At 47.6% G+C, this 25,645-nt stretch carries 20 protein-coding genes; 11 read left to right on the forward strand and 9 right to left on the reverse strand.

Annotation, left to right across the window (positions count from 1 at the left end; translation table 11 throughout):
* Positions 1–340: 340 nt before the first annotated feature.
* Positions 341–1,705, forward strand: a complete 1,365-nt coding sequence (locus CYJ98_RS04410) for a sodium-dependent transporter (RefSeq protein ID WP_101755499.1) — start codon at positions 341–343, stop codon at positions 1,703–1,705.
* Between the two features lie 61 nt (positions 1,706–1,766).
* On the opposite strand, the gene dld is transcribed toward CYJ98_RS04410, so the two are convergent.
* The 4 genes from dld to CYJ98_RS04430 all read right to left on the reverse strand — a co-directional run bounded on the left by dld (position 1,767) and on the right by CYJ98_RS04430 (position 8,436).
* Positions 1,767–3,458, reverse strand: a complete 1,692-nt coding sequence (gene dld, locus CYJ98_RS04415) for a D-lactate dehydrogenase (protein WP_036490674.1) — start codon at positions 3,456–3,458, stop codon at positions 1,767–1,769.
* A gap of 163 nt (positions 3,459–3,621) precedes the next feature.
* A complete protein-coding gene (gene pnp / locus CYJ98_RS04420; protein ID WP_101755500.1) occupies positions 3,622–5,742 on the reverse strand; it encodes a polyribonucleotide nucleotidyltransferase in 2,121 nt (706 codons plus the stop codon).
* Between the two features lie 236 nt (positions 5,743–5,978).
* Positions 5,979–6,842, reverse strand: coding sequence for a phosphoribosylaminoimidazolesuccinocarboxamide synthase (locus CYJ98_RS04425; RefSeq protein ID WP_070460812.1), 864 nt, complete (start codon positions 6,840–6,842; stop codon positions 5,979–5,981).
* Between the two features lie 163 nt (positions 6,843–7,005).
* A complete protein-coding gene (locus CYJ98_RS04430) occupies positions 7,006–8,436 on the reverse strand; it encodes a calcium-binding protein (protein ID WP_419150075.1) in 1,431 nt (476 codons plus the stop codon).
* A 444-nt stretch (positions 8,437–8,880) separates the two neighbouring features.
* Between CYJ98_RS04430 and rfbD the strand changes: the two genes are divergently transcribed.
* The 4 genes from rfbD to CYJ98_RS04450 all read left to right on the forward strand — a co-directional run bounded on the left by rfbD (position 8,881) and on the right by CYJ98_RS04450 (position 14,251).
* On the forward strand, positions 8,881–9,744 hold the full coding sequence (gene rfbD / locus CYJ98_RS04435) for a dTDP-4-dehydrorhamnose reductase (protein WP_101755501.1): 864 nt from the start codon (positions 8,881–8,883) through the stop codon (positions 9,742–9,744).
* Between the two features lie 150 nt (positions 9,745–9,894).
* Positions 9,895–12,744, forward strand: coding sequence for an excinuclease ABC subunit UvrA (uvrA, locus tag CYJ98_RS04440; RefSeq protein ID WP_101755502.1), 2,850 nt, complete (start codon positions 9,895–9,897; stop codon positions 12,742–12,744).
* Positions 12,745–12,796: 52 nt separating this feature from the next.
* Positions 12,797–13,723 carry a hypothetical protein gene (locus CYJ98_RS04445; protein WP_101804489.1) on the forward strand — a complete coding sequence of 309 codons (927 nt, stop codon included), beginning with the start codon at positions 12,797–12,799 and terminating at the stop codon, positions 13,721–13,723.
* A gap of 18 nt (positions 13,724–13,741) precedes the next feature.
* Positions 13,742–14,251, forward strand: coding sequence for a hypothetical protein (locus tag CYJ98_RS04450; protein WP_145988411.1), 510 nt, complete (start codon positions 13,742–13,744; stop codon positions 14,249–14,251).
* Positions 14,252–14,557: 306 nt separating this feature from the next.
* Here CYJ98_RS04450 and CYJ98_RS04455 read toward each other — a convergent pair whose 3' ends face one another.
* The 5 genes from CYJ98_RS04455 to CYJ98_RS04475 form a co-directional block, all read right to left on the reverse strand.
* Positions 14,558–14,944, reverse strand: a complete 387-nt coding sequence (locus CYJ98_RS04455) for a DUF5339 family protein (protein WP_101755504.1) — start codon at positions 14,942–14,944, stop codon at positions 14,558–14,560.
* A 189-nt stretch (positions 14,945–15,133) separates the two neighbouring features.
* Positions 15,134–16,915: an anaerobic ribonucleoside-triphosphate reductase gene (nrdD, locus tag CYJ98_RS04460; RefSeq protein WP_101755505.1), complete on the reverse strand. Its 1,782-nt coding sequence runs from the start codon at positions 16,913–16,915 to the stop codon at positions 15,134–15,136.
* A gap of 117 nt (positions 16,916–17,032) precedes the next feature.
* Complete coding sequence (gene nrdG / locus CYJ98_RS04465; protein WP_101755506.1) at positions 17,033–17,542, reverse strand: anaerobic ribonucleoside-triphosphate reductase activating protein; 510 nt, start codon at positions 17,540–17,542, stop codon at positions 17,033–17,035.
* A 287-nt stretch (positions 17,543–17,829) separates the two neighbouring features.
* Positions 17,830–18,972, reverse strand: a complete 1,143-nt coding sequence (locus CYJ98_RS04470; protein ID WP_101755507.1) for a THUMP domain-containing class I SAM-dependent RNA methyltransferase — start codon at positions 18,970–18,972, stop codon at positions 17,830–17,832.
* Between the two features lie 117 nt (positions 18,973–19,089).
* Positions 19,090–20,481 carry a nucleobase:cation symporter-2 family protein gene (locus tag CYJ98_RS04475; RefSeq protein ID WP_036490659.1) on the reverse strand — a complete coding sequence of 464 codons (1,392 nt, stop codon included), beginning with the start codon at positions 20,479–20,481 and terminating at the stop codon, positions 19,090–19,092.
* A 336-nt stretch (positions 20,482–20,817) separates the two neighbouring features.
* Between CYJ98_RS04475 and dapA the strand changes: the two genes are divergently transcribed.
* The 6 genes from dapA (at position 20,818) to hemW (ending at position 25,549) form a co-directional block, all read left to right on the forward strand.
* Entirely contained in the window at positions 20,818–21,693 is an 876-nt protein-coding gene (gene dapA, locus CYJ98_RS04480) for a 4-hydroxy-tetrahydrodipicolinate synthase (RefSeq protein WP_101755508.1), read from the forward strand.
* Positions 21,694–21,819: 126 nt separating this feature from the next.
* Complete coding sequence (bamC, locus tag CYJ98_RS04485; protein WP_419150078.1) at positions 21,820–22,905, forward strand: outer membrane protein assembly factor BamC; 1,086 nt, start codon at positions 21,820–21,822, stop codon at positions 22,903–22,905.
* A gap of 122 nt (positions 22,906–23,027) precedes the next feature.
* Positions 23,028–23,258 (forward strand): NGO_0222 family membrane protein, encoded by a 231-nt coding sequence (locus CYJ98_RS04490; RefSeq protein WP_036490655.1) that lies wholly within the window; start codon positions 23,028–23,030, stop codon positions 23,256–23,258.
* 9 nt (positions 23,259–23,267) lie between these two features.
* Positions 23,268–23,861 carry an RdgB/HAM1 family non-canonical purine NTP pyrophosphatase gene (gene rdgB / locus CYJ98_RS04495; protein ID WP_101755510.1) on the forward strand — a complete coding sequence of 198 codons (594 nt, stop codon included), beginning with the start codon at positions 23,268–23,270 and terminating at the stop codon, positions 23,859–23,861.
* Positions 23,862–23,914: 53 nt separating this feature from the next.
* A complete protein-coding gene (locus CYJ98_RS04500) occupies positions 23,915–24,277 on the forward strand; it encodes a thioredoxin (protein WP_101755511.1) in 363 nt (120 codons plus the stop codon).
* Between the two features lie 96 nt (positions 24,278–24,373).
* Positions 24,374–25,549 carry a radical SAM family heme chaperone HemW gene (hemW, locus tag CYJ98_RS04505; RefSeq protein WP_101755512.1) on the forward strand — a complete coding sequence of 392 codons (1,176 nt, stop codon included), beginning with the start codon at positions 24,374–24,376 and terminating at the stop codon, positions 25,547–25,549.
* The last annotated feature ends 96 nt before the right edge of the window (positions 25,550–25,645 follow it).

Genomic DNA, 25,645 nt, shown 5'->3' on the forward strand with positions numbered 1-25,645 from the left:
AGCTAAGGTTACAGGATGTTATTAGACAACCTTAGAGAAATACCATCTTTGTTGCCGACATATTTGAAAGCACACCTTAGTGCTATCCAATCTCCTCATAACAACCCTTTCCCATATCCCACTTTTCAGACGGCCTTTATCGTTACGGCTCTTTCAATCATTCGTATCGCTTCAGACAAATTCTCTGTTTGCAGGTTTCAATACCAAGCAAACCAGAGAAACCCACTAAAAATTCTTCATTACATAGTTTTTTTAACTAATTTTCTTTTCAGACTTTAGTCAAGATTCGTTAAATCTTTGCGGTAAAATGTTGTCTTTATTTTAATGCATCTGAGTATTTATGTCTTCCAATCAACCCCGTCAAACCTGGTCCAACCGTTTGACTTACATCCTTACCGTTGCCGGCGCGACTGTCGGCTTTGGTGCAACTTGGCGTTTCCCGTATTTGGTCGGTGAAAACGGCGGCGGTGCATATGTGTTTCTGTTCTGTATCGCCATGCTGGTCATCGGTATTCCGATGATTTTGGTGGAAAACGTCATCGGCCGCCGTAAAGGCGTGAACGCGCTGGATGCGTTTGGCGGCACAATGAATAGCAAACCCGTTGCCAAAGTTTGGAAATTGGTCGGCTGGATGGGCCTGCTCGGCGCATTCGGCATCATGGCCTATTACATGGTGCTCGGCGGCTGGGTTATCAGCTACATCATCAATATCATCGGCGGCAATTTGGACATTTCCAGTCCGGTTTCCGGAGAAGTCACCAAAAGCTTCTTTACCGAACACATCGAAAACAGCCCTTGGGAAATTGCGTTTTACACCTTCCTATTTGTGGTTGTGAACCAATGGATCTTGGTCAAAGGCGTGATCGGCGGTATTGAAAAAGCGGCAAAATACCTGATGCCTTTGCTATTTTTGTTCCTGATTGCCATGGTCGTGCGCAACGTTACCCTGCCGGGCGCAATGGAAGGGATTACTTTCTATCTGAAGCCTGATTTCAGCAAAATTACGGCCGAACTGTTCGTCTTCGTTTTAGGTCAAGTATTCTTCGCCTTAAGCTTGGGTTTCGGCGTGATGATTACCTTGTCCAGCTATCTAGATAAAAACGAAAATTTGGTGCAAACCGCAGTCATTACCGCCATTACCAATACCATCATCGCCGTGTTGGCGGGCTTTATGATTTTCCCGTCGCTCTTCAGCTTCGGCGTTGCCCCTAATTCCGGCCCGACTTTGGTATTCCAAAGCCTGCCGATCGTGTTCTCGAATATGTGGGCAGGACCTGTGTTCGCCGTGATTTTCTTCTCACTGCTTCTGATTGCCGCGCTGACGACTTCGCTGACGATTTATGAAGTGTTGATTACGACGATTCAGGAAAAAACCAAAATCCGCCGCGCAGCCGCGATTACCATCGTACTGGCAGGTATTTTTATCTTCGGCAATATCCCTTCCATCTTGAGCTACGGCCCATGGAAAGATATTTCCGTGTTTGGTAAAAACATTTTTGATGCCTTTGACTATATCAGCGGCAACATCCTGTTTATGCTGACCGCACTTGGCTCTGCCTTGTTCGTCGGTTTCGTGATGAAAGATGAAGCGAAGGACGAATTGCTCTACAAAGGCAACCATACCACCGTCAATATCTGGTTTGCTTATGTGAAATACCTCGTACCGTTGGTGATTCTGCTGATTTTCATCAGCAACCTGTTCTGATAAGCAAGCATATAAAAAGGCCGTCTGAAATATTCAGACGGCCTTATATTTTAACTATGCTTTATTCAGCCCAGTTTTTCTTCTTACTGGTTTTACCAATACCGGGGTTGAAGCTGTTGGTCGGGTCAAGTTTTTTATAGAACTGTTTCAGCTCGGGCTTGGCTTCATACAGATGACCGACATTATGCTCGGCAGGATATTGCGCACCGCGTTGGTCAAGCAGATGGAGCATTTCATGTTCCAAAGCCATACAGTCGTTGCCTTTTTTAATGATGTAGTCCTGATGGAACACATGACACATAAAATGTCCGTAATACAATTTATGGATGATTTTATTGTCGATTTCAGGCGGCAGTGTTTCAAACCAATCACGATCATCACGGCGCAAGGCGATATCGAGTGCAACCAAATCCTCTACTTCATCATCATGTACAGAACGATAACGGATCGCGGCAGAAGCCACAGCAAAGCGATGCAGCATGGCCGCCTGCGTTTCTTCGGCATTACATTCGAAGAATGCGCCGCCATGAGTTGCAAAATATTCCTTCAAGAAAGCACGCGCTTCTTCTACGCCCTCGCCACCCATTTTTAAAATTAGGTGATGTTCATATTTATCCCGATAGTTGCGCATAGATTTCGGCAAGTGATCAGGCAAAATTTTACTGATCAGTTGCATGAATTTATCAGAGAAGTGTTTTGGTAAGAAACTTATCTTTTTGCTGAATCTATCCACACGGGCCTTCAGATCAAACAGTTTCGGAAGTTGGTGGGTACCGAACGTCTTAATGATATAAAAAGTATCTTTACCATAAACGGCAGCAATATCAAAAGCATGACGATGGATATACTCACCGGAAATAGGCAGGTTTTTAAACTCGCTCAAAGCAGCACGACGAATATCGGTCAGCTCATTAATATCATTTGTACCGATATAGAAAACGGCAGTCTGTTTTTCTTGTGGGAACGTATCCAAGCGTACGGCAAACACCATCAGCTTGCCCGCGCAACCTGATGCTTCGTAGTGACGCGCAGGGTCGGCATTAAAACGGGCGGCAGTCGGTTCATTCACTTGGCGGACATGATCGCAATAAGCATGGTCATGCCCTTTGCCTGCATTTTGAACAATGTCTTTTTTCTGATAATGGAAACCTTGCAGATTGGTCAGAATTTCTTCAGGGGTTTCGCCCAAATCAATGCCCAAATGGTTGACCAGCTCCAGCTTACCCTCTTCGTTGATTTGTGCAAACAGGGCCATTTCCGTATAAGCCGGACCACGCTGTACCAATGCACCGCCGGAGTTATTACATACGCCACCCAATACAGATGCGCCGATACAGGACGAACCAATTACAGAGTGCGGCTCACGGCCTAAAGGTTTCAGCAGCAGCTCCAATTGATTCAGGGTAGAACCGGGCAGGCAGACAACCTGTTCGTTATTGTTAATCGGCTGAATGATGTTCAGACGCATGGTATTTACAATCACGATATCGCGGTCGTAATCATTGCCGTCAGGAGTCGAGCCGCCGGTCAGGCCGGTATTGGCGGCCTGCGTAATCACGATAACATCAGCCTCAACACACGCCTGCAAGATTTGCCACATTTCCAACACCGTACCAGGACGGACAACTGCCAGCGCCTTACCTTCGCCAAAACGGTAGCCTTGACGGTATTGTTCAGTTTTTGCCGGGTCTGTGATGATATATTTTTCGCCGACGGTTTGCGTCAGCCGACTGATTAATTGTGTAGCATTCATTGCATACTCCTTAAGAAATGAATATATTTATTAAATTACAAACATTGTAGTAATCCCTTTTATCAAAGTAAAGGCAAACTCATTTTTAAATTCATCATTCAAATAAACAAAAGGCCGTCTGAAATTTTCAGACGGCCTTTTGTTTCAAGCTTGAACAATCAAATTATTCAGCTGCTTTCTCTTCGCGAGCAGGAGCTTCAAGCAAAGCTTTGATAGACAGGCGTACGCGGCCGCGATCGTCTACTTCCAATGCTTTCACGTTCACAACCTGACCTACTTGCAGGTAGTCGCTGACATTGCGTACGCGCTCGTGGGCGATTTGGCTGATGTGTACCAAACCGTCTTTACCCGGCATCACGCTGACAATCGCGCCAACGTTGTTGTCGAGGATTTTAACCACAGTACCTTCGTACACTTTGCCCACTTCCACTTCGGCAGTGATTTCTTCGATGCGTTTTTTCGCCGCATCGCCTGCTTCTTGAGTAGTCGCAGCGATAGTGATGGTACCGTCTTCAGCGATGTTGATTTCAGTACCGGTTTCAGCAGTAATCGAACGAATGGTTTCGCCGCCTTTACCAATCACATCACGGATTTTGTCTTGGTTAATTTTCATGGTGAACAAGCGTGGCGCGTGTGCAGACAGCTCTTGTGGACCTGCAACAGCGGCTTTCATCTGATCCAAGATGTGCAAACGTGCTTCTTTGGCTTGAGCCAAAGCGATTTGCATGATTTCTTTGGTAATACCTTGGATTTTGATGTCCATTTGCAGCGCGGTCACACCTTCGGTTGTACCAGCTACTTTAAAGTCCATATCGCCCAAGTGGTCTTCGTCGCCCAAGATGTCGGTCAGGACGGCAAATTTGTTGTTGTCCAAAATCAGGCCCATGGCGATACCGGCAACGTGTGCTTTCAAAGGCACACCGGCAGACAACAGGCTCAAGCAGCCGCCGCAGACGGAAGCCATAGAGGAAGAGCCGTTGGATTCGGTAATTTCAGAAACCACGCGCATGGTGTAGCTGAAATCTTCAGGTTCTGGCAATACGGCCAACAATGCACGTTTAGCCAAGCGGCCGTGACCGATTTCACGACGCTTTGGCGCGCCTACGCGACCCACTTCGCCGGTAGAGTATGGAGGGAAGTTGTAGTGCAGCATGAAGCGGTCGGTGTATTCGCCGGAGAGTGCATCAATGATTTGCTCGTCGCGTGAAGTACCCAAAGTGGCAACCGCCAAAGCTTGGGTTTCGCCACGGGTAAACAGTGCAGAACCGTGAGTGCGCGGCAATACGCCGGTTTGAATGTTCAGCGGACGAACAGTGCGGGTATCGCGACCGTCAATACGCGGTTGGCCGTCCAAAATTTGGCTGCGGACAACATCGGCTTCCAAGTGTTTGAAAATGCCTTTGATTTCGTTGGCTGCCAAAGTGTCGGTTTCTTCGGTAATCAACGCTTCTTTCACGGCATTCCAAGCTTCGTCCAATTTGGCAGAACGCGCTTGTTTTTGACGGATTTTGAACGCTTCTTTAATGGTTTCACCGGCAATTTCGCGTACTTTTCCAACCAATTCTTCATTGGTTTCAGGTGCTTTCCAATCCCAAACTTCCGGGTTGACTTCGTCGGCAAACTCATTGATGGCATTAATGGCCACTTGCATTTGATCGTGACCGTAAACAACCGCACCCAACATTACTTCTTCAGACAAGATGTCTGCTTCGGATTCGACCATCAACACGGCTTTAGAAGTACCGGCAACAACCAAGTCCAATTGTGATTTAGCCAATTCGGCTTTAGTCGGGTTCAAAACGTACACGCCGTTTACATAACCCACGCGTGCCGCACCAATCGGACCGGCAAACGGTACGCCGCTCAACACCAGCGCAGCAGACGCGCCGAGCATGGCAGGAATGTCGGAATCGATTTCAGGGTCAACGGAAACCACCATCGCAACGATTTGGATGTCGTGGTAGAAACCTTCAGGGAACAGAGGACGAATCGGACGGTCGATCAGACGGCTGGTCAGGATTTCTTTTTCGCTTTGTTTGCCTTCGCGTTTGAAGAAACCGCCGGGGATTTTACCTGCTGCATAAGTACGCTCGAGGTAATCGACAGTCAGAGGGAAGAAATCTTGGCCTTCTTTCACTTCTTTGTTGGTAGTAACGGCAACCAAAACAACGGTGTCGCCCATGGATACTTTAACGGCAGCGGCGGCTTGGCGAGCGATTTCGCCGGTTTCCAAAGTAACGGTTTGATTACCGTATTGGAAGGTCTTAACGTGTTTATTGAACATTGTTATTCCTTTCAAAATACCGCACTGCTAAAACACTAATAATGCACACTAAAATCCGAATGTGCATAGTTAGGGTTTCAGACCGTGCGGCAGGTTATAAACAAGCTTTCAGACGGCCTTTAAGGCACTGAAAACAACTCTCGATTATAAAGGCAACCATCCTTAAAATCCAGTATTTATACAATAAAAAGGCCGTCTGAAACATATCTCTTTCAGACGGCCTTCAAACTTAAAAATCAATCCTGAGTCAGCAAAGTCAATGCTTCCTGATATTTTTCGACTGTTTTTTGAATCACATCGGCAGGCACTTTAGGCGCAGGCGCTTTTTTGTTCCAACCGCTTTGCTCCAGCCAGTCGCGGACAAATTGTTTGTCAAAAGACGGTGGATTGGTGCCGACTTTGTATTGGTCTGCAGGCCAAAAACGACTGGAGTCAGGCGTCAACACTTCATCCATCAAAGTCAGCGTACCTTCTTCATCCAAACCAAATTCAAACTTGGTATCGCAAATAATAATACCGCGAGATTTCGCATATTCGGCCGCTTCCGTATAAAGCTGAATCGCCTTGGCGCGTACTTCCGCCGCCAGCTCTTTACCAATGATGCGTTCGCATTCTTCAAAGCTGATGTTTTCATCATGATCACCAACTGCTGCTTTGGTCGATGGCGTAAAAATCACTTCAGGCAGTTGTTGCGCTTCCTGCATACCTTCAGGCAGTTGAATACCGCAAACAGAGCCTGTTTTTTGATAATCTTTCCAACCGCTGCCTGCCAGATAACCGCGCACAATAGCCTCTACTTTCACCGGAGTGAGTTTTTTAGCCACAACGGCGCGTTTTTCTAAAACTTTGGCTTCGTTTTCAGGTAAAACATCGTAAACCGTATGGCCGGTAAAGTGGTTAGGCATGATATGAGCCAGTTTTTTAAACCAAAAATTAGAAATCTGCGTCAGAATCTCCCCTTTACCCGGAATCGGGTCATCCAAAATCACATCGAATGCAGACAGGCGGTCGGAAGCAACCATCAACATACGTTTATCGTCAATTTCGTACAAATCGCGTACTTTGCCGGAGTAGATTTTTTTCAAGCTGATTTCAGACATTTCAAGTATCTCTTTGGTAGACAGAAGAATGCGATATTTTAGCCCAATTTGGAATTTTTCGTCAGATTGTTTACAAAATAAAGGCCGTCTGAAACCTTATATTTTGGTTTCAGACGGCCTTAACCGTTGATTTCAGGGAAGAACCCTGAAAATCACCATCCTATCAGATTACAGAAGCTTGAGTCTGATCTTGGATTTGGTTCACAGCAGACAGAGAGTAGTAGTCGCCGTGGCCGGTTACTTGGTAAGTGCTACCGTCAGCAAACTTGAAGTTTTCAACTTTGTGATCGTTACCGGTAAACCAGTCATCGATGGTGATGCTGTCGTTAGTACCGACAGAAACAGTCAGGTTAGCACCTGATTTGCTCAGCAATACGTCAGAAGCTGCGACGCCTTTACCGAACAACAAGGTGTCATTACCGCTTTCTTCACGGATAGTGTCGTGACCGTAACCTTTGTCGAAGAAGTAAGTGTCGTTACCGGTACCACCGATCAGGATGTCGTTGCCGACACCGCCGTCGAGGTAGTCGTTACCGTCTTTACCAACCAGACAGTCGTCGCCGGCCAAACCGTACAGATGGTTGTTGCCGCCGTTACCTTCGATGTTGTTGTTCAAAGAGTTACCGGTACCGTTCAGGTTTTGCATACCTTGCAAAATCAGGTTTTCAACGTGATCGGTCAGGGTGTAGTCGATAACGGTACGAACAGTATCGATACCGGCATGTGCATTGCCGTACTCGATAACTTGGTCGTTGGCATTGTCAACGAAGTAAACGTCGTTACCGTCGCCACCGCGCATGATGTCAGCACCGGAACCACCGTTCAGGTAGTCGTTACCGGCACCACCTTGCAGGTAGTCTTTACCTTCTTCACCGTACAGAGAGTCACCGTCGGCATCACCGTAAATGGTGTCGTTACCAGCACCGGCGTAGATTACGTCTGTGCCGTTGCCACCGTAGATGATGTCTTCGCAAGCAGTACCATAAATGGTATCTTTAGCATCAGTACCGCGGATAACGTTGCCGTCTTTGCAGTCTTCAGCTCTGATGACATTACCTGGGTTTTTGTCTTCGTGACCGTATGAGTTGTTTTGGTTATGGTCGTCAACACAGTCTTTGCAGTCTGGCTCTGGCTTAGGCTCAGGTTTTGGTTCTGGCTTAGGCTCTGGCTTAGGCTCAGGTTTTGGTTCTGGCTTAGGCTCAGGTTTTGGTTGTGGTTTTGGTTCTGGTTGCGGTTCTGGCTGTGGCTCAGGTTTAGGCTCAGGTTTTGGTTGAGGCTTAGGCTGAGGTTTAGGCTGAGGTTTTGGACATGGGATCGGTTTGATTGGATCGCAGTTGTAAGGTGGGCAAGCCGGAACACATTTGTAGTTAGGAGTTTTTGCCGGTGGGCAGAAAGCCGCAATAGCAGAAACCAAACCAGTTACCGCATTAACTACTGACACGCCGACGCTGGCAATGCTAGCGATGCTGCCGATAGAAACAGAAGATTTCGCTGCAGGAGCGCAGTAGTAAGAAGAGTAGGAAGCCTTAGGCGCAGGAGCGCAGTAAGAACTAACCAGGGGTCTAGCATAATACCCCCCGTAACAGTATGCCATAATAATTACTCCCAAAATAGTTAATAAAGATATCGAGCTAGCGGAACGAGCAAATCCGCCCTTGCTCAATTATTATTTTAGTAATATTTTTCAAAATATTTACTCAAAAATATCAAACGGTAGAATTTGCCGACAAAAGGACGGAGTTTCGCCTGTTTTTAAATTCCATTATCCTAGCAACAATAAAAACATTAACATTGATTCACACTCTCTCAAACAGCATAGATCCTTTATCTATCTTATTAAAAGCTGAACTTTAACTCTAGTTATAGTAAACAAACATAATACCAATAAGTGGTTATTATTATGGATAGATAATATCGATAATTTGCCCAAATACAGCCGCCTCTGCATTTTGTTCTACGCCAATAATGTGAATTTGTCGTATTTACACTATAATGACACAAACACCTATTTAACAGCTATCAGAGGAGATACTCAACCATGCGTACTTTATTGACCGGAGCCAAAGGCCAGCTTGCCCGTTGTCTGCGCGACCGCCTACCCGAAGATTGGGAACTGATTGCTACCGATTCTACTTCGCTGGACATTACCGATACCGAAGCCGTGCATCATATGATTAAAAACTTCCAACCAGATGCCATCGTTAATGCCGCAGCTTACACTGCCGTCGATAAAGCAGAAGAAAACGCAGAGGCTGCTTTTGCCGTCAACGCAACCGCTGTTCACAACCTTGCCGCAGCTGCCCGTGCCGCGCATGCCCGCTTTATCCATATTTCCACTGATTATGTATTCGACGGCGAAGGCAAACGCCCTTACCGCGAAACCGACTACACTAATCCGCGCAGCACTTACGGTCAATCCAAAGTCGCAGGCGAGCTTTTGGCTTTAGCCGCGCATCCTGAAAGCACTATTATCCGTACTTCATGGCTGTTTAGCGAATACGGCAGCAATTTCGTCAAAACCATGTTGCGCCTTGCCAAAGAACGCGATTCCCTCTCCGTCGTTCACGACCAAACCGGCTGTCCGACTTATGCAGGCGATTTGGCACACGCTATTATCGAATTATTACAACAACCCACCTCCCCACGCGGCATCTTCCATTACTGTGGTAATAAATCGGCAACATGGTACGAATTTACCAAAGCCATCTTTCAGACAGCCCACCAATTAGACGACAGCTTCCGCATTCCGGAACTGAACGCGATTACTACCGATCAATATCCACTGCCCGCTCCACGTCCGGCATACAGCATCATGGATTGCTCACGCCTAGAGACCGAATTTGGTATCAAACCGTCCGACTGGCAAAAAGCCCTGCGCGAAATTCTCCGCAAAATCGACTGATAAGCTGATTCATCTATATCAAGGCCGTCTGAAAACATATTTTCAGACGGCCTCTTTGTTTCTTTTATATCAAATGCTTTATCTATCCAGTCTGTCATTTGAAAAGTGCTACAATAGCCGTTTATTTTATTTTTCAGACGGCCTGACAATATGTGCAACCATCATCACAAACATTCACACGATAATGACACCATCCGCATCCGTGGCGCGCGTACACATAATTTGAAAAATGTCGATTTAGACATTCCGCGCCACAAACTCGTGGTGGTAACAGGATTGTCAGGCAGCGGCAAATCATCGCTGGCGTTTGATACGCTGTATGCCGAAGGCCAACGTCGTTATGTCGAAAGCCTTTCCGCCTATGCCCGTCAATTTTTGCAGATGATGGACAAACCCGACGTAGATTTGATCGAAGGTCTGTCTCCCGCGATTTCCATCGAGCAGAAATCCACCAGCCACAACCCGCGCTCCACCGTCGGTACGGTAACAGAAATCCACGACTACCTGCGTCTTTTGTACGCACGCGTCGGCACACCCTACTGCCCCGAACACAATCTGCCGCTGTCGAGCCAAACCGTATCTCAGATGGTCGATGCCGTCTTGAAGCTGCCGGAAGACACGCGCGTGATGATTCTTGCGCCGGCGGTGCGCGAGCGTAAGGGCGAGTTTGTCGATTTCTTTGCCGACTTGCAGGCGCAAGGTTTTGCGCGTGTGCGCGTGGACGGCGAGGTCTATCAGCTTGACGAAGTGCCGAAGCTGGAAAAAAACATCAAACACAATATCGACGTCGTCATCGACCGCGTGAAAGTAAAAGCCGACATTAAACAACGGCTGGCGGAAAGTTTTGAAACCGCATTGCGCCACGGAAACGAACGCGCGCTGGCAATGGAGATGGACAGCAGCGAAGAGCATTGGTTTTCCGCGCGTTTCGCCTGCCCCGTGTGTTCGTACAGCCTGCCCGAATTAGAGCCGCGCCTGTTTTCCTTCAACAACCCTATGGGTTCTTGCCCGACTTGCGACGGCTTGGGTAATACTAACTTCTTCGATCCCGAAAAAGTGGTCGCCCATCCTGAATTATCCTTAGCCGCAGGCGCGATTGACGGCTGGGATAAGCGCAACCAATTCTATTTCCAAATGATTCAATCGTTAGCACGCCATTATGAGTTTGATGTGGATGCAGCATGGGAAACCCTACCTGAAAAAGTCAAAAAAGTTGTCTTGCACGGCTCGGGCAAAGAAGTCATTGATTTCACTTACCTGTCCGAACGCGGCACCACCTTCAACCGCAGCCATGCCTTTGAAGGCATCATTCCCAATCTCGAACGCCGCTACCGCGAAACCGATAGCGAAACCGTGCGCGAAAAACTGCGTGAATACCAAAACCACCGCGCCTGCCCAAGCTGCGGCGGCGCACGTTTGCGCAAAGAAGCCCGCTACGTTTACGTCAGCGGCGAACCTTTGCACGAAGTCTCCGCCTGGCCGCTGACCAAAACCCACCAATTCTTTGAAACACTGGATTTGGACGGCAATAAAAAACAAATCGCCGAAAAAATCCTCAAAGAAATCACCGAGCGGCTCGGCTTCCTGATTAACGTCGGGCTGGATTACCTGAATCTCTCCCGCTCCGCCGAAACCCTATCCGGCGGCGAAGCCCAGCGCATCCGCCTCGCCAGCCAAATCGGCAGCGGCCTGACCGGCGTGATGTACGTATTAGACGAACCCTCCATCGGCCTGCACCAGCGCGACAACGACCGCCTGCTCGCCACCCTCAAACGCCTGCGCGACTTGGGCAACAGCGTGATTGTGGTCGAACACGACGAAGACGCCATCCGCGAAGCCGATTTCGTAGTCGATATGGGCCCCGGCGCGGGCGAACACGGCGGCAACGTACTGATTGCCGACACGCCTGAAAACGTCGCCAAATGCGAAAACTCCGTTACCGGACAATACCTCAGCGGCAAAAAATCCATTGCCGTGCCGTCTGAACGCACGCCCGTCAATCCCGACCGAATGTTCGTCCTCAAAGGTGCGCGCGGCAACAACCTCAAAAACGTTACCCTCGAATTGCCGCTCGGTTTGATTACCTGCATTACCGGCGTATCCGGCAGCGGCAAATCCACCCTGATTAACGACACCCTCGCCAAAATCACCGCCCGCGAACTCAACCGCGCCCAAGAAGAACCCGCCCCATACGACGACATCCACGGCCTCGAACACCTCGACAAAGTCATCAACGTCGACCAATCCCCCATCGGCCGCACCCCGCGCTCCAACCCCGCCACCTACACCGGCCTGTTCACCCCCATCCGCGAACTCTTCGCCGGCGTACCCCTCTCGCGCGAACGCGGCTACAACGTCGGCAGATTCTCCTTCAACGTCAAAGGCGGTCGCTGCGAAGCCTGCCAAGGCGACGGCGTGATTAAAGTCGAAATGCACTTCCTGCCCGACGTGTACGTCCCCTGCGAAGTCTGCCACGGCAAACGCTACAACCGCGAAACGCTCGAAATCCAATACAAAGGCAAAAATATCAGCCAAGTCCTCGACATGACCGTCGAAGAAGCCCGCGAATTTTTCGACGCCGTCCCCACCGTATCGCGCAAACTGCAAACCCTGATGGACGTAGGCTTAGGCTACATCCGCCTCGGTCAATCCGCCACCACCCTCTCCGGCGGCGAAGCCCAACGCGTCAAACTCGCCCTAGAGCTATCCAAACGCGACACCGGCAGAACGCTCTATATCCTCGACGAACCGACCACAGGCCTGCACTTCGCCGACATCGCCCTATTGCTGGAAGTCATAGGTCGTCTGAAAGGCAAAGGCAACTCGATTGTGATTATTGAACATAATCTTGACGTCATTAAAACTGCTGATTATATTGTCGACTTAGGGCCTGAAGGGGGAGATGGCGGAGGGCAAATTATTGCATCAGGTACTCCCGAACAAGTAGCTCAAAACAAGAAAAGTCATACTGGTGCATATTTAAAACAAATCTTAAAGTAATATTTTTTAAATCATTTATATTGATTATTTTAATCCAACATTTGGGAAATTTATGTTTAAACGTTCAAATTCAAATAGTATCATTTCAAGTTTAATTGCCAGTGCTGCAGGAGTGGCAGTAGCCAGTTATGGTACTTATAAAAAAAAATCAGCTGCTGAAATGTTGAATGAAGCAAATAAAATTGGAGAAGAAGCTCAATCAAAATATCAAATTTCAAAAGAAAAGCTTTTTTCCATTCATAACTTAACACAACAACAATTTGAAACTTTATCTCTAATAAAGAAACAAGTTTTTCATAATCAAATCGCTCATTTTTTAAACACACTTAAAAATTCTGGAAAATTTCAAAAAGTTTCAGGAGAACTAAAAGATTTTGATGTGAATTTATATATAGAAGATTTGGCAGAAATTCAAGATTTTATTCAATATCAAAAAAGCAGTACTCATAATACACAGAGTATGTCTTTAAGTACAACTTTGGGGGCTCTTGCATATTCAGGATTCAAGCAAAAAGCTCCTGAAGGATGGTTTTCTCAAAAATGGGAAAGCTTTACTGGTGCAAAAGCCAGACGTGAAACTGACAATCTTTTTATTGGTACTGCCACTGCCACCGTCTCAGCGGGTTTAGCATTGGCTTGGAGTGGTATCAAAGAAGCTAACGATGCTGAAAAAGCCTTAACAGAAGCACAGGCATTTGCAGCACAAGTTGAAGTTGAAATTGGTCGTTTTGAAATTCTAGAAAAAGGATTTCTTGCATTACAAGATAATGCCCAAGAGATAATTAATACATTAAATGAATTAGTTAATCGATACGAAAAAATTAAGGTAAATACTACAAATGATAAAAATTTTGAACTAATGACTAATATTGCAGTTGCATTAAAAAATATTATGATGATAAAAATAGTTCAAGAAAATGGTGAGCTCATATCTAATATAAAGCAAACTTGCTCAGGATATTTAACACAAGAAATTTAAATGAAAGGGAAGATTAAAATGAAAAATCAAATGGATACTAACATGATGATAGCATCTACAGCAACTAATTTTGGTTTACAAATGTTAAATAATTCTCGTATTAACAAACAAGAAAAGAATGCTTTAGCTCGTGAAAAAATGAATCGACAAATGGATGCTCTTCAGGAGGTATTTTCTTGCTGTGAAAGAGTTGCAGTTGAATTTATTAATTGTTTAAATACTGCTGAACAAGAGAAAACCAAACGAGAAATGATTGCAAATTGGAAAGAAGTTAGTCTAGAGAAAATTGCAGCCCAAAAACAGTTTTTAATGCAATATTTAGATAACACATTTGAAGAGCGAAAAGAAAATTTTAGTCATTTTTTCAATGCACTAGATAAAGGAATTGAGTCAGGAAATATAGAAATTGTTAATGCTGCCTTGAATGGTATTGTAGATTTAGCAAAAACATCGCCCTTAAAAGCAGAAGTAAGCCAAGTCTTAGCTGCTCTTGATAACGAACATAATATGACTGAATTTAAATTTTAATAATTTTTAGCAAGCCGTAGCCTGCATACTCAACCGACCGCGTGCGTGGCTGCGCTACACACCCTACCTGTAAATCACACGAAACTTCAAAACCTACGCGTAGGGTGTGTGCGGGACGCACGCGGTTGTTTGATTGATGGTTTGCTGTTGTAAATTTTAACTTAGTTGAAACTAACGCTTTCAGACGGCATAAGAAATGGCCGTCTGAAAACTGAAAAAGCTCATCTAAAATAACTACCCTAATTCACACAACAAAAAACGGATTCCAAATCATTGGAATCCGTTTTTCTGTAAAGCTTAGCTGTATTATTTAGCTTCTTCTTTAGCGTCTTCAGCAGCTTCTTTTGCATCTTCCGCTGCGTCTTTTGCTTCTTCTTTAGCCTCTTCAGCGGCGTCTTTGGCTTCTTCGGCTTTTTCTTCAGGAGTTTCGGCAGCCGGAACGCCTTTCAAAGCATCCAAAGAAGTTTTACAAGTTGCATCACGTTGGTCTGCTGGCAGGTTTTTCAACGCTTCTTTGGTTTGTTCGAAAGATTTTTGCATCATTTCTTTGGTTGCGGCATCTACGTCTTTAGTTGCTTCGGCAAATGCTTTTTCGTACTCGTCACAAACGGCAGAAGAAGATGAGCCTGAACCGCCGCATGCTGACAGGGACAGGGCTGCCAACAAAGCCGCCAATAAAACTGATGTTTTCATGTGTCTCTCACTTTTTTAAATTTAGGTTAAAGGATGTTATATGTTAATTCATTATATGAAGGTGTCAAGAGATTTTGTTTAATTTAATTAAAACTATATCATTGAAAGAGCCTGCCTATCTTAACATGATCAAGGCCGTCTGAAATTTCAGACGGCCTTTGCTTTTTTAAGTAATCCTTTTTTCAATGATTACGCCGCTTTACGGTGATAATGTCTGAGCGCATGCTCTTTGCGACGACCGCTGGAGAAGGCGGATACGCGTTTCAGGTAGCCGATGACGCGAGTGCCGTAGTCGATGTCGTGCGAACCGCAGGCGGAGCAGGCGTGCAGGGTGCGTTTGTCGATGTGGCCGCATTCGTTGCAGATGGTGATGCGCACGTTCACGCAGAAGTAGTTGCAGCCGGTTTGCGCGGCGATGTCCAAGAGCGAGCGGTAGCCAGATTCGGGCAAGGCTTCGTCAAGGTTCAAGTGCAGCGCGGAACCGCCGTCGAGCCAGTCCACCAGTTCTTTGCCGTGCAGCAGGAATTTGTCGAGCGCGTTGATTTCTTCGTCTTCGACAACGTAGAAATAGGAGTTGTAGCATTCGCGGCTGACTTTGTAGCCGTCGGCTTTGTCCCATTTGGCGTTTTTCACGCCGAGGTTTTCGGCGGGGACAAACTCGGTGTTGAACTTTACGCCGTAGTGTTTGCTGGCGGCTTGGTTGGCTTCAAATATGGTTTTCAGACGGCCTTGGACGAAATTGATGTAGTCGTCGTTGTAGCCGACCTTAATACCTTGCGATTCGGCGGCTTCCGCCATGCCGTTGATGCCGATGGTGAGGAACTGTTTGTCCAGCGTGATGAAACCTGCATCGTAAACGGGTAGCATGCCGGCTACTTGGTATTCTTCCATCAGTTTGCGGTAGGCGTATTGGTATTTGTGGATTTTGGCGACTTCGGCGGCAAGGTCGCGCCCGTCTTGTTCCAACCGGTTCATATTGATGGTGATGACGTTGATGGAACCGGTCGCCACGCCGCCCGCACCAAGTGTGTAGCTGAAGGTACGGTCTTCGATGGCGTTGCGCAAACGGCAGCAGGAAGCCAAGGAGTCAGGATTGTCGGAAAGATAGACGAAGAAGGAATTGCCTTCCGCCAACTCTTTCGCCATTTCGTCGGCAAACACGGTGTCTTTGCATTTGCCGCCGTCAGTCAGCATCGCAGCGGTCACGACGGGAAAAGTCAAAACGGCTTTGGTACGTTCCTGATTGAACCATTTGAGGAAGAAGTTTTGCAGCTTCGCCACGCTCGTCCACACCGGTTTGCTGAAATCGGGGAAGACGAAATCGCCAAACATCGCATCGAAATAGTATTGATCGTAAACGGAAATATTCCAAAACACACTCTGATAGCCGCGCGCGGCGGCGGGCTGGTTGATGCTGTACACCACCTGCTGCATATGATTGGCGATTTCTTTGCCGTGGGTTTCCAAATAATCGTCGCCGTAGTCTTTGCGGGCGAAATAGTCGAAATAAGTCAGAAATTCCACCGTCGCCACCGCGCCGGCAAACTGCGCGCTGATGGCAAACACCAAGTTGATAAACGAGCCGCAAAACGAAGCCAGATGCTGCGGCGCTTTGGATTCGCCGCCGAGTTTGCTTAAGCCGTCGAGCAGGAAGGGATACAGCGTAACCGACACACAATAAGGCTTGAGACTGGTTTCGTCGTGCACATAAATCTCGTGCGCCTCAATCTGGCGGATGTATTCGTCGGCAACGGATTGGTCGAAAATTTCGGCGATTTTACGCGACACTTGGGCGCGGTTAATCTGCACGAAAAAATCTTTCATGATTTCCGCTTCCATCGTAGCGATGTTTTTCTGGGTAACGTTGGCGTTGGCGTCCATTTTCGAGCCGTCCGCCGCGTTTTGCGCGCTGATGTAGTCGTGCATGAATTGTAGTTTTCCGTTTAACTGTTCGGGATGCAGCCGAATCATGTTAATTCTCCTGTATGGTTTGGATGATTTATCAAGCAATGACGGTCAGGCCGTCTGAAACATCGCTGTCAGCGAATACAATAAATTCAATTTAAATCAGTGCAATACAGCACCGGGCTAAATTGAAGCCACTGAAAAAACTTTATGCACGGGTTTGTCTTTGATAAACAAGCGGTTCAACACCTCACCCGTGCGCAAATCGACAAACTTCTGATTGGTGGTCGGGCTACCCAAGCCGCCCAGCTCCATCTGCCAGCGGCCGGTTTTCAGATACGTCAGATAAGGCAGGATGCCGTCTGAAACCGCCTCCAGCTCCTCGCGATCCAAGCCAGTGTACAAGCAGGCTTTCAATCCTTCCTGAGCAACAATAGCCAGCATTTTCTGCAAGGCTTTCGGTTGCCACTCCCCGCCCATAAACAACACGCAGCTGATTAATCCGTGATAGCGTTTCAGACGGCCTTTTAAATAATCCTCGGTCAATTCCGTGCCAATACCCTCTTTCCATGTATCGGCACTATGGCAACCTTTGCAACGCAGCGGACAGCCTGAAAACAGAAATGCCAGCGACACTTCGCCCGGCACTTCCTGCCATACAATTTGCTCAACTGTAAATTTCAAGCTACTCATTGCAATACCATAAAACACAAGATATGGTGCGAATTAAAACACAATACTACTAGATATGGTATTTTTATTTAACAATGTATTTTACTCGTATAATAGATTTTTATTATTTAACCAATTGTAAATTACTATATTAAGTTCAACTTTAAACCAATAAAAGGCCGTCTGAATTATCTTTCAGACGGCCTGAAATTAAAATAAAAGAAGCAAACTCCGTTATAGCAAAGTCTATCTAAATAAAACAAAAAAGGCCGTCTGAATTATCTTTCAGACGGCCTCAATTTCAGGTTTTAACCCCGATTCGAGCCTTTAACCATATCCATCAAAAACAATCGGCAATCCAAGTTGCCATTAAACAACGGAATTTTACGTTTCGGAGAAAGGCGCATAAATTTCGGCATATCGCGATCGCCGGTAAACATCCCAACCAGCCAACCTGCGTAATGCTGTTTCAACCATGTGCCCAGTTGAGGATAAAGCGCCTGTAAAGCCTGAATTTCGGCAAGGCGCACGCCATAAGGCGGATTGGAAATCATAATGCCGTGTTCGCCGTTTGGCCGCGCGGCTTGCGCATCTTGCACGTCAAAGCGGATGAAATGATCCACTTCGGCGGCTTGGGCATTGGCCAATGCAGCACGAATCATATAACGGTCATTATCGCTGCCGGAAATTGGCGCGGCGGCCGGTTTAATCTGTTTTTCAGCTTCACGGCGCAGCGCTTGCCATTTTTCTTTGTCGAAGTTTTGCAGTTTTTCAAAACCGAAACGGCGCATCAAACCCGGTGCACGGTGTGTCGCAATCCATGCAGCCTCAATGGCAATCGTGCCACTGCCGCAAAACGGGTCTTGGAAAGGCTGCGTACCGTCGTAGCCAGCCAAAAGCAGCAAACCCGCCGCCAAGTTTTCCCTCAATGGCGCTTCGCCGGTATCCTGACGATAGCCGCGTTTGAAGAGCGCTTCGCCGGAAGTATCGATAAAGATTTCCACATTCCGTTCATCGATAAAGGCATGAATGCGGATATCGGGGTTGATTTTGCCCACGCTAGGACGCGCATCATAAATATCGCGGAAGGCATCGCAGACGGCATCTTTGATTTTCAAACCGACAAAATCCAAGCTTTTCACATTGGCGCGCTTGCCTTCGACTTTGACTTTAAAGGTCTGCTCCAGCTTAAACCAACCTGTCCAATGCAGATTTCGTGCCAATTTGTAGATATCGTGTTCGTTGCGATAACCGCCTTTGGTCAAACGCAGCAAAACACGGCTGGCAACGCGCGAATGCAGGTTGATACGATACACCTGCTCCATCGTGCCTTTACATGCCACACCGCCGTCAACAGCGCGGATATCCTGACATGCCATGCTGTCGAGTTCCTGCGTCAAAGACGCTTCCAAACCGCGAGGACAAGTGATAAAAAGTGAATAAACCGTCATATAAAACCTTTCCGGGTAGAGCTATCCGAACCACTCGGATAACAAATAAAAACAATATTATAGCCGAAAAACCAAAAGGCCGTCTGAAACTTCAGACGGCCTTTGAATAAAGCTTTCTTAGTGATCCAAACTGTCGGTTTCCACCTTAACCGCTTTATCGGTTTTATCTTCCGGCAAAACCAAGTTCAACAATACCGCCATAATACCGCCTGCGGAAATTGAGTTTTGGAACAATACAGGCAGGTTTTTGAACACTTCCGGCTCAAATGCCACGCCTAAACCCAAACCGACAGAAGTAGCCGCGATGACCGCTTCACGACGGCGAATACCATGGCTGACCAAAATCCGCACACCGGCAATCGCAATCAGGCCAAACATCAACACCATCGCGCCACCCAAAACAGGACTTGGAATCGTGGTAAACGCGCGACCGATGACAGGGAACAAGCCCAACAATACCAAAATCGCTGCAATATATTTGCCCACATGGCGCGAAGCCACGCCGGTCATTTGAATCACGCCGTTATTTTGCGCAAAAGTGGTCAGCGGCAAAGAACCCAACGCAGTCGCAATCACAGACACCAAACCATCTGCCAATACGCCGCCGCGCAGACGTTTGGTGTATTCCTCACCCTCAATCGGCTGCTCGGAGACCATTGCTGTCGCCGTCAAATCGCCCACTGCCTCAAATACGCTCAACAAGAAAATCGCACCGGCGACAATAAACGCGTGCCAATCAAATGCGAAACCATATTTAAACGGAACAGGCAGGGTAATCAGCGGCAGATTTTGCAGGGCGGAAAAATCCACTTTGCCCAAAAACAGCGCAACGATATACCCGACGATCAAACCCACCGCGATGCCGCTCATGCGCAGCAATGGATTCTTCAAGCAGTTGAAAACCAACACAATCAGCAACACCAGCGATGCCAGACCTAAGTTTTCCATCGAGCCGAACGTACCGTCTGCTTTCGCACCGAAGCCGCCGCCGAAATCGGTAATGCCGACATGAACCAAGCTCAAGCCGATCAACATGACGACCACGCCGCTTACAGTCGGCGTAATCACTTTTTTCAAATAAGGCAAAAGCCAAGCGGAGAAGCACACCAAAAACGCGCCGACAAAGGACACGCCCAAAAGCGTTGAAATCATCACATCTTCAGTCAATCCGCCCTCTTTCATGCCGGTACCTAGTGCAATCATCACGGTAACAAAAGAGAAGTTGACCGACTGAATCGACAACATACCCGAACCAACCGGCCCAAAACGGTTGACTTGCAAATAAGTGCCGACGCCGGAAGCCACCATCGCCATCGACACCAAATAAGCCGTCATTTCAACCGGCAGCTCCAACGCCCCGCCGACAATCAATGCCGGAGTAATCATCGGAACAAAAATCGCCAGAAGGTGCGTAACCGCACTCAACAACGCATTCCCAAACGGCGGCTTGTCTTCCAAACCATAAACCAAATCAAGCGATTCCGCCTGTTTTTCAGTCATTCCGGCCATGTTGAACCTTCTCTCAAGAATCGTTAAAAAATATTAAGATGCGTATTTTAACTAATTTGAAATGTATCAGCAAATTCAAAACCATCAGGCCGTCTGAAAGTTCCGCCCAACTGTTTTCAGACGGCCTCAAACCGCCTTAACACATTTTAATTCTTGACATCATTTTTCCATCTCAAAACAAACAAACCAATGATTTAAAAATGTATTATTCATTAAGATAATGACAAGTCACCATTAAACGGCAAAGCCTCATAGCGGATATGTTTCACACAAACAACAAAGTAAGCTACAATCCACTGCATAATTCACCTACACCATAAAATTAAAGGTTTCCGTATGTTAAAAGGCAGTCTGGTTGCCCTGATTACCCCGATGAATCAAGACGGCAGCATCAACTACGAACAACTTCATGACTTAATCGACTGGCACATTGAAAACGGCACCGACGGCATCGTCGCAGTCGGTACCACCGGCGAGTCAGCCACTCTGCCTGTCGAAGAACATTTGGCCGTTATTGAAGCCACTGTCAAACACGTCAACAAGCGCATTCCCGTTATCGCCGGTACAGGAGCCAACAATACTGTCGAAGCCATCGCCCTTTCTAAAGCAGCCGAGCAAGCCGGTGCGGACTACACCTTATCTGTTGTTCCCTACTACAACAAACCTTCGCAAGAAGGCATTTACCAACATTTCAAAGCCATCGCCGAAGCCACTTCGATTCCGATGATTATCTATAATGTTCCCGGCCGTACCGTCGTCAGCATGAGCAACGACACTATTTTGCGTTTGGCCGAGATTCCGAATATCATCGGCGTGAAAGAAGCCAGCGGCAATATCGGTAACAACATCGAATTGATCAACAGCGTTCCTGAAGGTTTTGCCGTTTTATCCGGCGATGACCCTACCGGCCTGCCTTTCATGCTGTGTGGCGGTCATGGCGTGGTAACCGTTGCAGCCAACGTTGCACCGAAACTCTTTGCCGATATGTGCCGAGCCGCCCTTGAGGGCGATATTGCGACCGCCCGTCGTCTAAACGAGCAACTTATCCCAATTTATAACACCATGTTCTGCGAGCCCAGCCCGGCCGCGCCCAAATGGGGCCTGAGCTTATTGGGCAAATGCGAACCCCATGTTCGTCTGCCTTTGGTAGCACTGACCGAAGCCGGTCAAGCCAAAGTCCGAGCCGCTCTGGAAAAATCAGGACAAATCTGATCCGGAAATAAGGCCGTCTGAATCCTAAACACCCTTTTCAGACGGCCTCCCTGTTAAGAACTTCATCCACAGGAAAACAAGATGACCTATATCAAACCCATCGTAGTAGCCCTCGCCCTGATTAGCATGACTGCCTGTTCCGGCAGCAAAAAAGAACAACCCAAACTCGACTATCAAAGTCAATCACACCGCTTGGTCAAACTGGAAGTACCACCTGATTTGAACAACCCAGACCAAGGCAACCTCTATCAATTACCGGCAGGCAGCGGCGCCGTCCGCGCCAGCGACTTCAACAAACGCCGCACTCAAGCCGTACAACAACCTGCCAATGCAGAAGTTTTGAAATCCGTTAAAGGCGTACGCCTTGAGCGTGACGGCAACCAACGCTGGTTGGTTGTCGATGGCAAATCGCCTCGCGAAATTTGGCCGTTGCTGAAAGTGTTCTGGCAAGAAAACGGTTTCGACATCAAATCTGAAGAACCGGCTATCGGCCAAATGGAAACCGAGTGGGCTGAAAACCGAGCCAAAATCCCTCAAGACAGCCTGCGCCGCCTGTTGGACAAAGTCGGCTTGGGCGGTATCTACTCTACCAGCGAACGCGACAAATTCATCATCCGCATCGAACAAGGTAAAAACGGTTCGACCGACATCTTCTTCGCCCACAAAGGCATGAAAGAAGTTTATGCCGACCGTAAAAAAGACACCACCATGTGGCAGCCAAGCGAGAGTGACCCTAATCTTGAAGCCGCATTCCTCGCCCGCTTTATGCAATACTTGGGCGTTGACGGTCAGCAAGCTGAACAGGCCCTAACCCAAAGCGTTGCCGCCCGCAGCAATGCTTCTGAGTTGGCCCGTGTGGACAACGACACCCTGCTGCTGGCTGGCGATTACGGCCGCAACTGGCGCCGTACCGCCCTTGCGCTTGACCGCATCGGCCTGACTGTTATCGGTCAAAATGCCGAACGCCGCGCCTTCTTGGTTCAACAAGCACCAACCGAAGGCGAAGCAGTTGCCAATAAAAAACCGGGTCTGTTCAAACGCGTATTTGGCAAAGGCAAAGTAGAAGCGCCAAAAACGTACCCTGAAATCATCGTCTATGTTGAGCCTATCAACAATGGCGCACGCCTCCATCTGTTGAACAAAGACGGCAGCCCATACAAAGGCAGCGATGCCTCCACATTGTTGAGCCGCCTGCACACAGAATTGCGTTAATCCGTTATTCGACTTAAGGCCGTCTGAAATATTCAGACGGCCTTTTTAACGAATGCGGCATGGTTTCAAATTCTCAATCTGACGTTATAATCAGAACATTTTTCCCCCTCCCCCAAGCTGCCATGACCCGACAAAAAGCCTATCTGCTCCTGACCGCCCTGTTTACCCTGATGTTTATCGTACTGATTCTGTTGGGCGCTTATCTTCTGAGCATTCACAGCAAACAATTTGCCGTTGCCGCCTTTCTGTTTGCCTTTGCCGCCGTTTTTGCCCAAATCGGCAGCCTTGCCCTTTACATCCGCCACAAAGCACGCGCACAAATGGCTCGTATGCAGCAAACCGAAACCCATTAAGGAAAAACCATGTTTGAAAAAATCGTCCTTGCCAGTGGCAACACAGGCAAACTCAACGAATTTTCCCGCCTCTTTGCCGACTTAAACATCGAAGTCCTGCCACAATCGCAGTTCAATACGCCCGAATGTCCCGAGCCGTACCATACCTTTGTTGAAAATGCCCTGGCTAAAGCACGTCATGCCGCCAAATACAGCGGCTTACCGGCACTTGCCGACGATTCCGGCATCTGCACCAACGCCTTAAACGGCGCACCCGGCATTTTCTCCGCACGTTATGCAGGTGAAAACCCCAAATCCGATGCCGCAAACAACGCCAAACTGTCTGCCGATCTTGCTGATAAAGACGATAAAAGCTGTTACTACGTCTGCGTCCTCGTCCTTGTCCGTCATGAAAACGACCCGCAACCCATCATCGCCGAAGGCATCTGGCGCGGACAATGGCAGGCAGAAGCAGCCGGTACAAACGGCTTCGGCTACGACCCGCATTTCTATCTGGCCGAACATGGTTGCACCGCCGCCGAGCTTGACCCTGAAATCAAAAATGCCGAAAGCCACCGTGCCCAAGCATTGCGCGAACTATTAAGAAAAATCAAGTCCTTATAAATTGGTAACAGGCCGTCTGAAACCTTCAGACGGCCTACCTCATATTCATTCCCATGCGCAAACCCTCGCCTGAAGAATTGGCAGCCTTTGCAAAACACGTCGCTGCCTTCATCCCAACCACACCCGACAAACTTCTTCAACTCATTGACAGTCAAGAAACTGCTATCGTCTTTTTAGGCAAACCAAGTTGTTCATACTGCCGCCGTTTTGTTGCAAAACTGTCTACCATTTCCTTAAACAAGCAGCTTACCGTCCGCTTTACAGACAGCAGCAACAAAGCAGCTTTAAAAACTTTTCGTGAGCAACACAACATCAAAACTGTTCCTGCACTACTCAAAATCTCACAAGGCAAAATAAAATTCGTCTGCAATTCCAAATTATCAGAAGAAGAAATTGAAGCTTTTTTGAGCGCTTAGACTTCGCATATTTCCTACTGATTACTTTCCCAGCCGACATTTCAGTTAAAATAACGGCCTAAAAATTTCAGACGGCCTCAAGCCTCAACACATACCATGACCCAAATCACTTTCCAACGCCCCGGCCACCTAACCGCCCTGCCTCCTTTATCACTCTATATCCACATTCCTTGGTGCATCAAAAAATGCCCGTATTGCGACTTCAATTCCCACAGCCTGAAAAACGGCCTGCCGGAAGAAGCCTATATCGATGCCCTATTAACTGACTTGCAGCTTGAATTGCCCAATATTTGGGGCAGGCCGGTGGAAACCATTTTTTTCGGTGGCGGGACACCCAGCCTATTTCAAGCAGAATCAATTGACCGTTTGTTAAGTGGCGTGCGTTCGCTGTTGCGCTTGCAACCCGAAGCGGAAATTACTTTGGAAGCCAATCCGGGCACATTTGAAATTGAGAAGTTTCAGGGATTTAAAGACGCAGGTATTACGCGTCTGTCTATCGGCGTGCAAAGTTTTAACGACGATATGCTTGCTCGATTGGGACGCGTTCACAACGGCAAAGAAGCCCTGACAGCCATTGATACTGCCTTGAAATTATTTGAAAAAGTTAATATCGATTTGATGTATGCCCTGCCAAACCAAACGGTTCAGACGGCATTAAACGATGTGCAAACCGCTATTGCAACAGGCGTATCTCATATCAGCGCATATCATCTGACCATGGAGCCGAACACACCTTTCGGTCATACGCCGCCAAAAGGATTGCCGCAAGATGAAGCGGCGTTGGACATCGAAGATGCCGTACACGGCACATTGGAAGGCACAGGCTTTATCCACTACGAAACATCGGCTTTCGCAAAAACTAATATGCAGTGCCGTCATAATTTGAACTACTGGCAGTTCGGCGATTACTTAGGGATAGGCGCCGGTGCACACGGCAAAATTTCCTATCCCGACCGTATCGAACGTACCGTCCGCCGTCGTCATCCCAACGACTATCTTGCCACCATGCAGAGCAATCCGCATGAAGCAGTTGAACGCAAAACCGTTGCTTCCGAAGACCTTCCATTCGAGTTCATGATGAACGCCCTGCGCCTGACCGACGGCGTACCTGCTCCAACACTGCAAGAACGTACCGGCGTACCTACTGCAAAAATCATGGCACAAATCGAAACCGCCAGACAAAAAGGCCTGCTTGAATCAGACCCGACCGTATTCCGCCCGACCGAGAAAGGCCGTTTGTTCTTAAACGACTTGTTACAGTGTTTTTTATAAGTGCGATTTTACAACAGTTAAAAAATTTTTAGATTTGCTTAATTTACGACAAGAAAATACAATCAGAATAATTGTTGGGAACGACCAACCCCGGCG

Source organism: Neisseria perflava (assembly GCF_002863305.2).
Classification (GTDB): domain Bacteria; phylum Pseudomonadota; class Gammaproteobacteria; order Burkholderiales; family Neisseriaceae; genus Neisseria; species Neisseria perflava_A.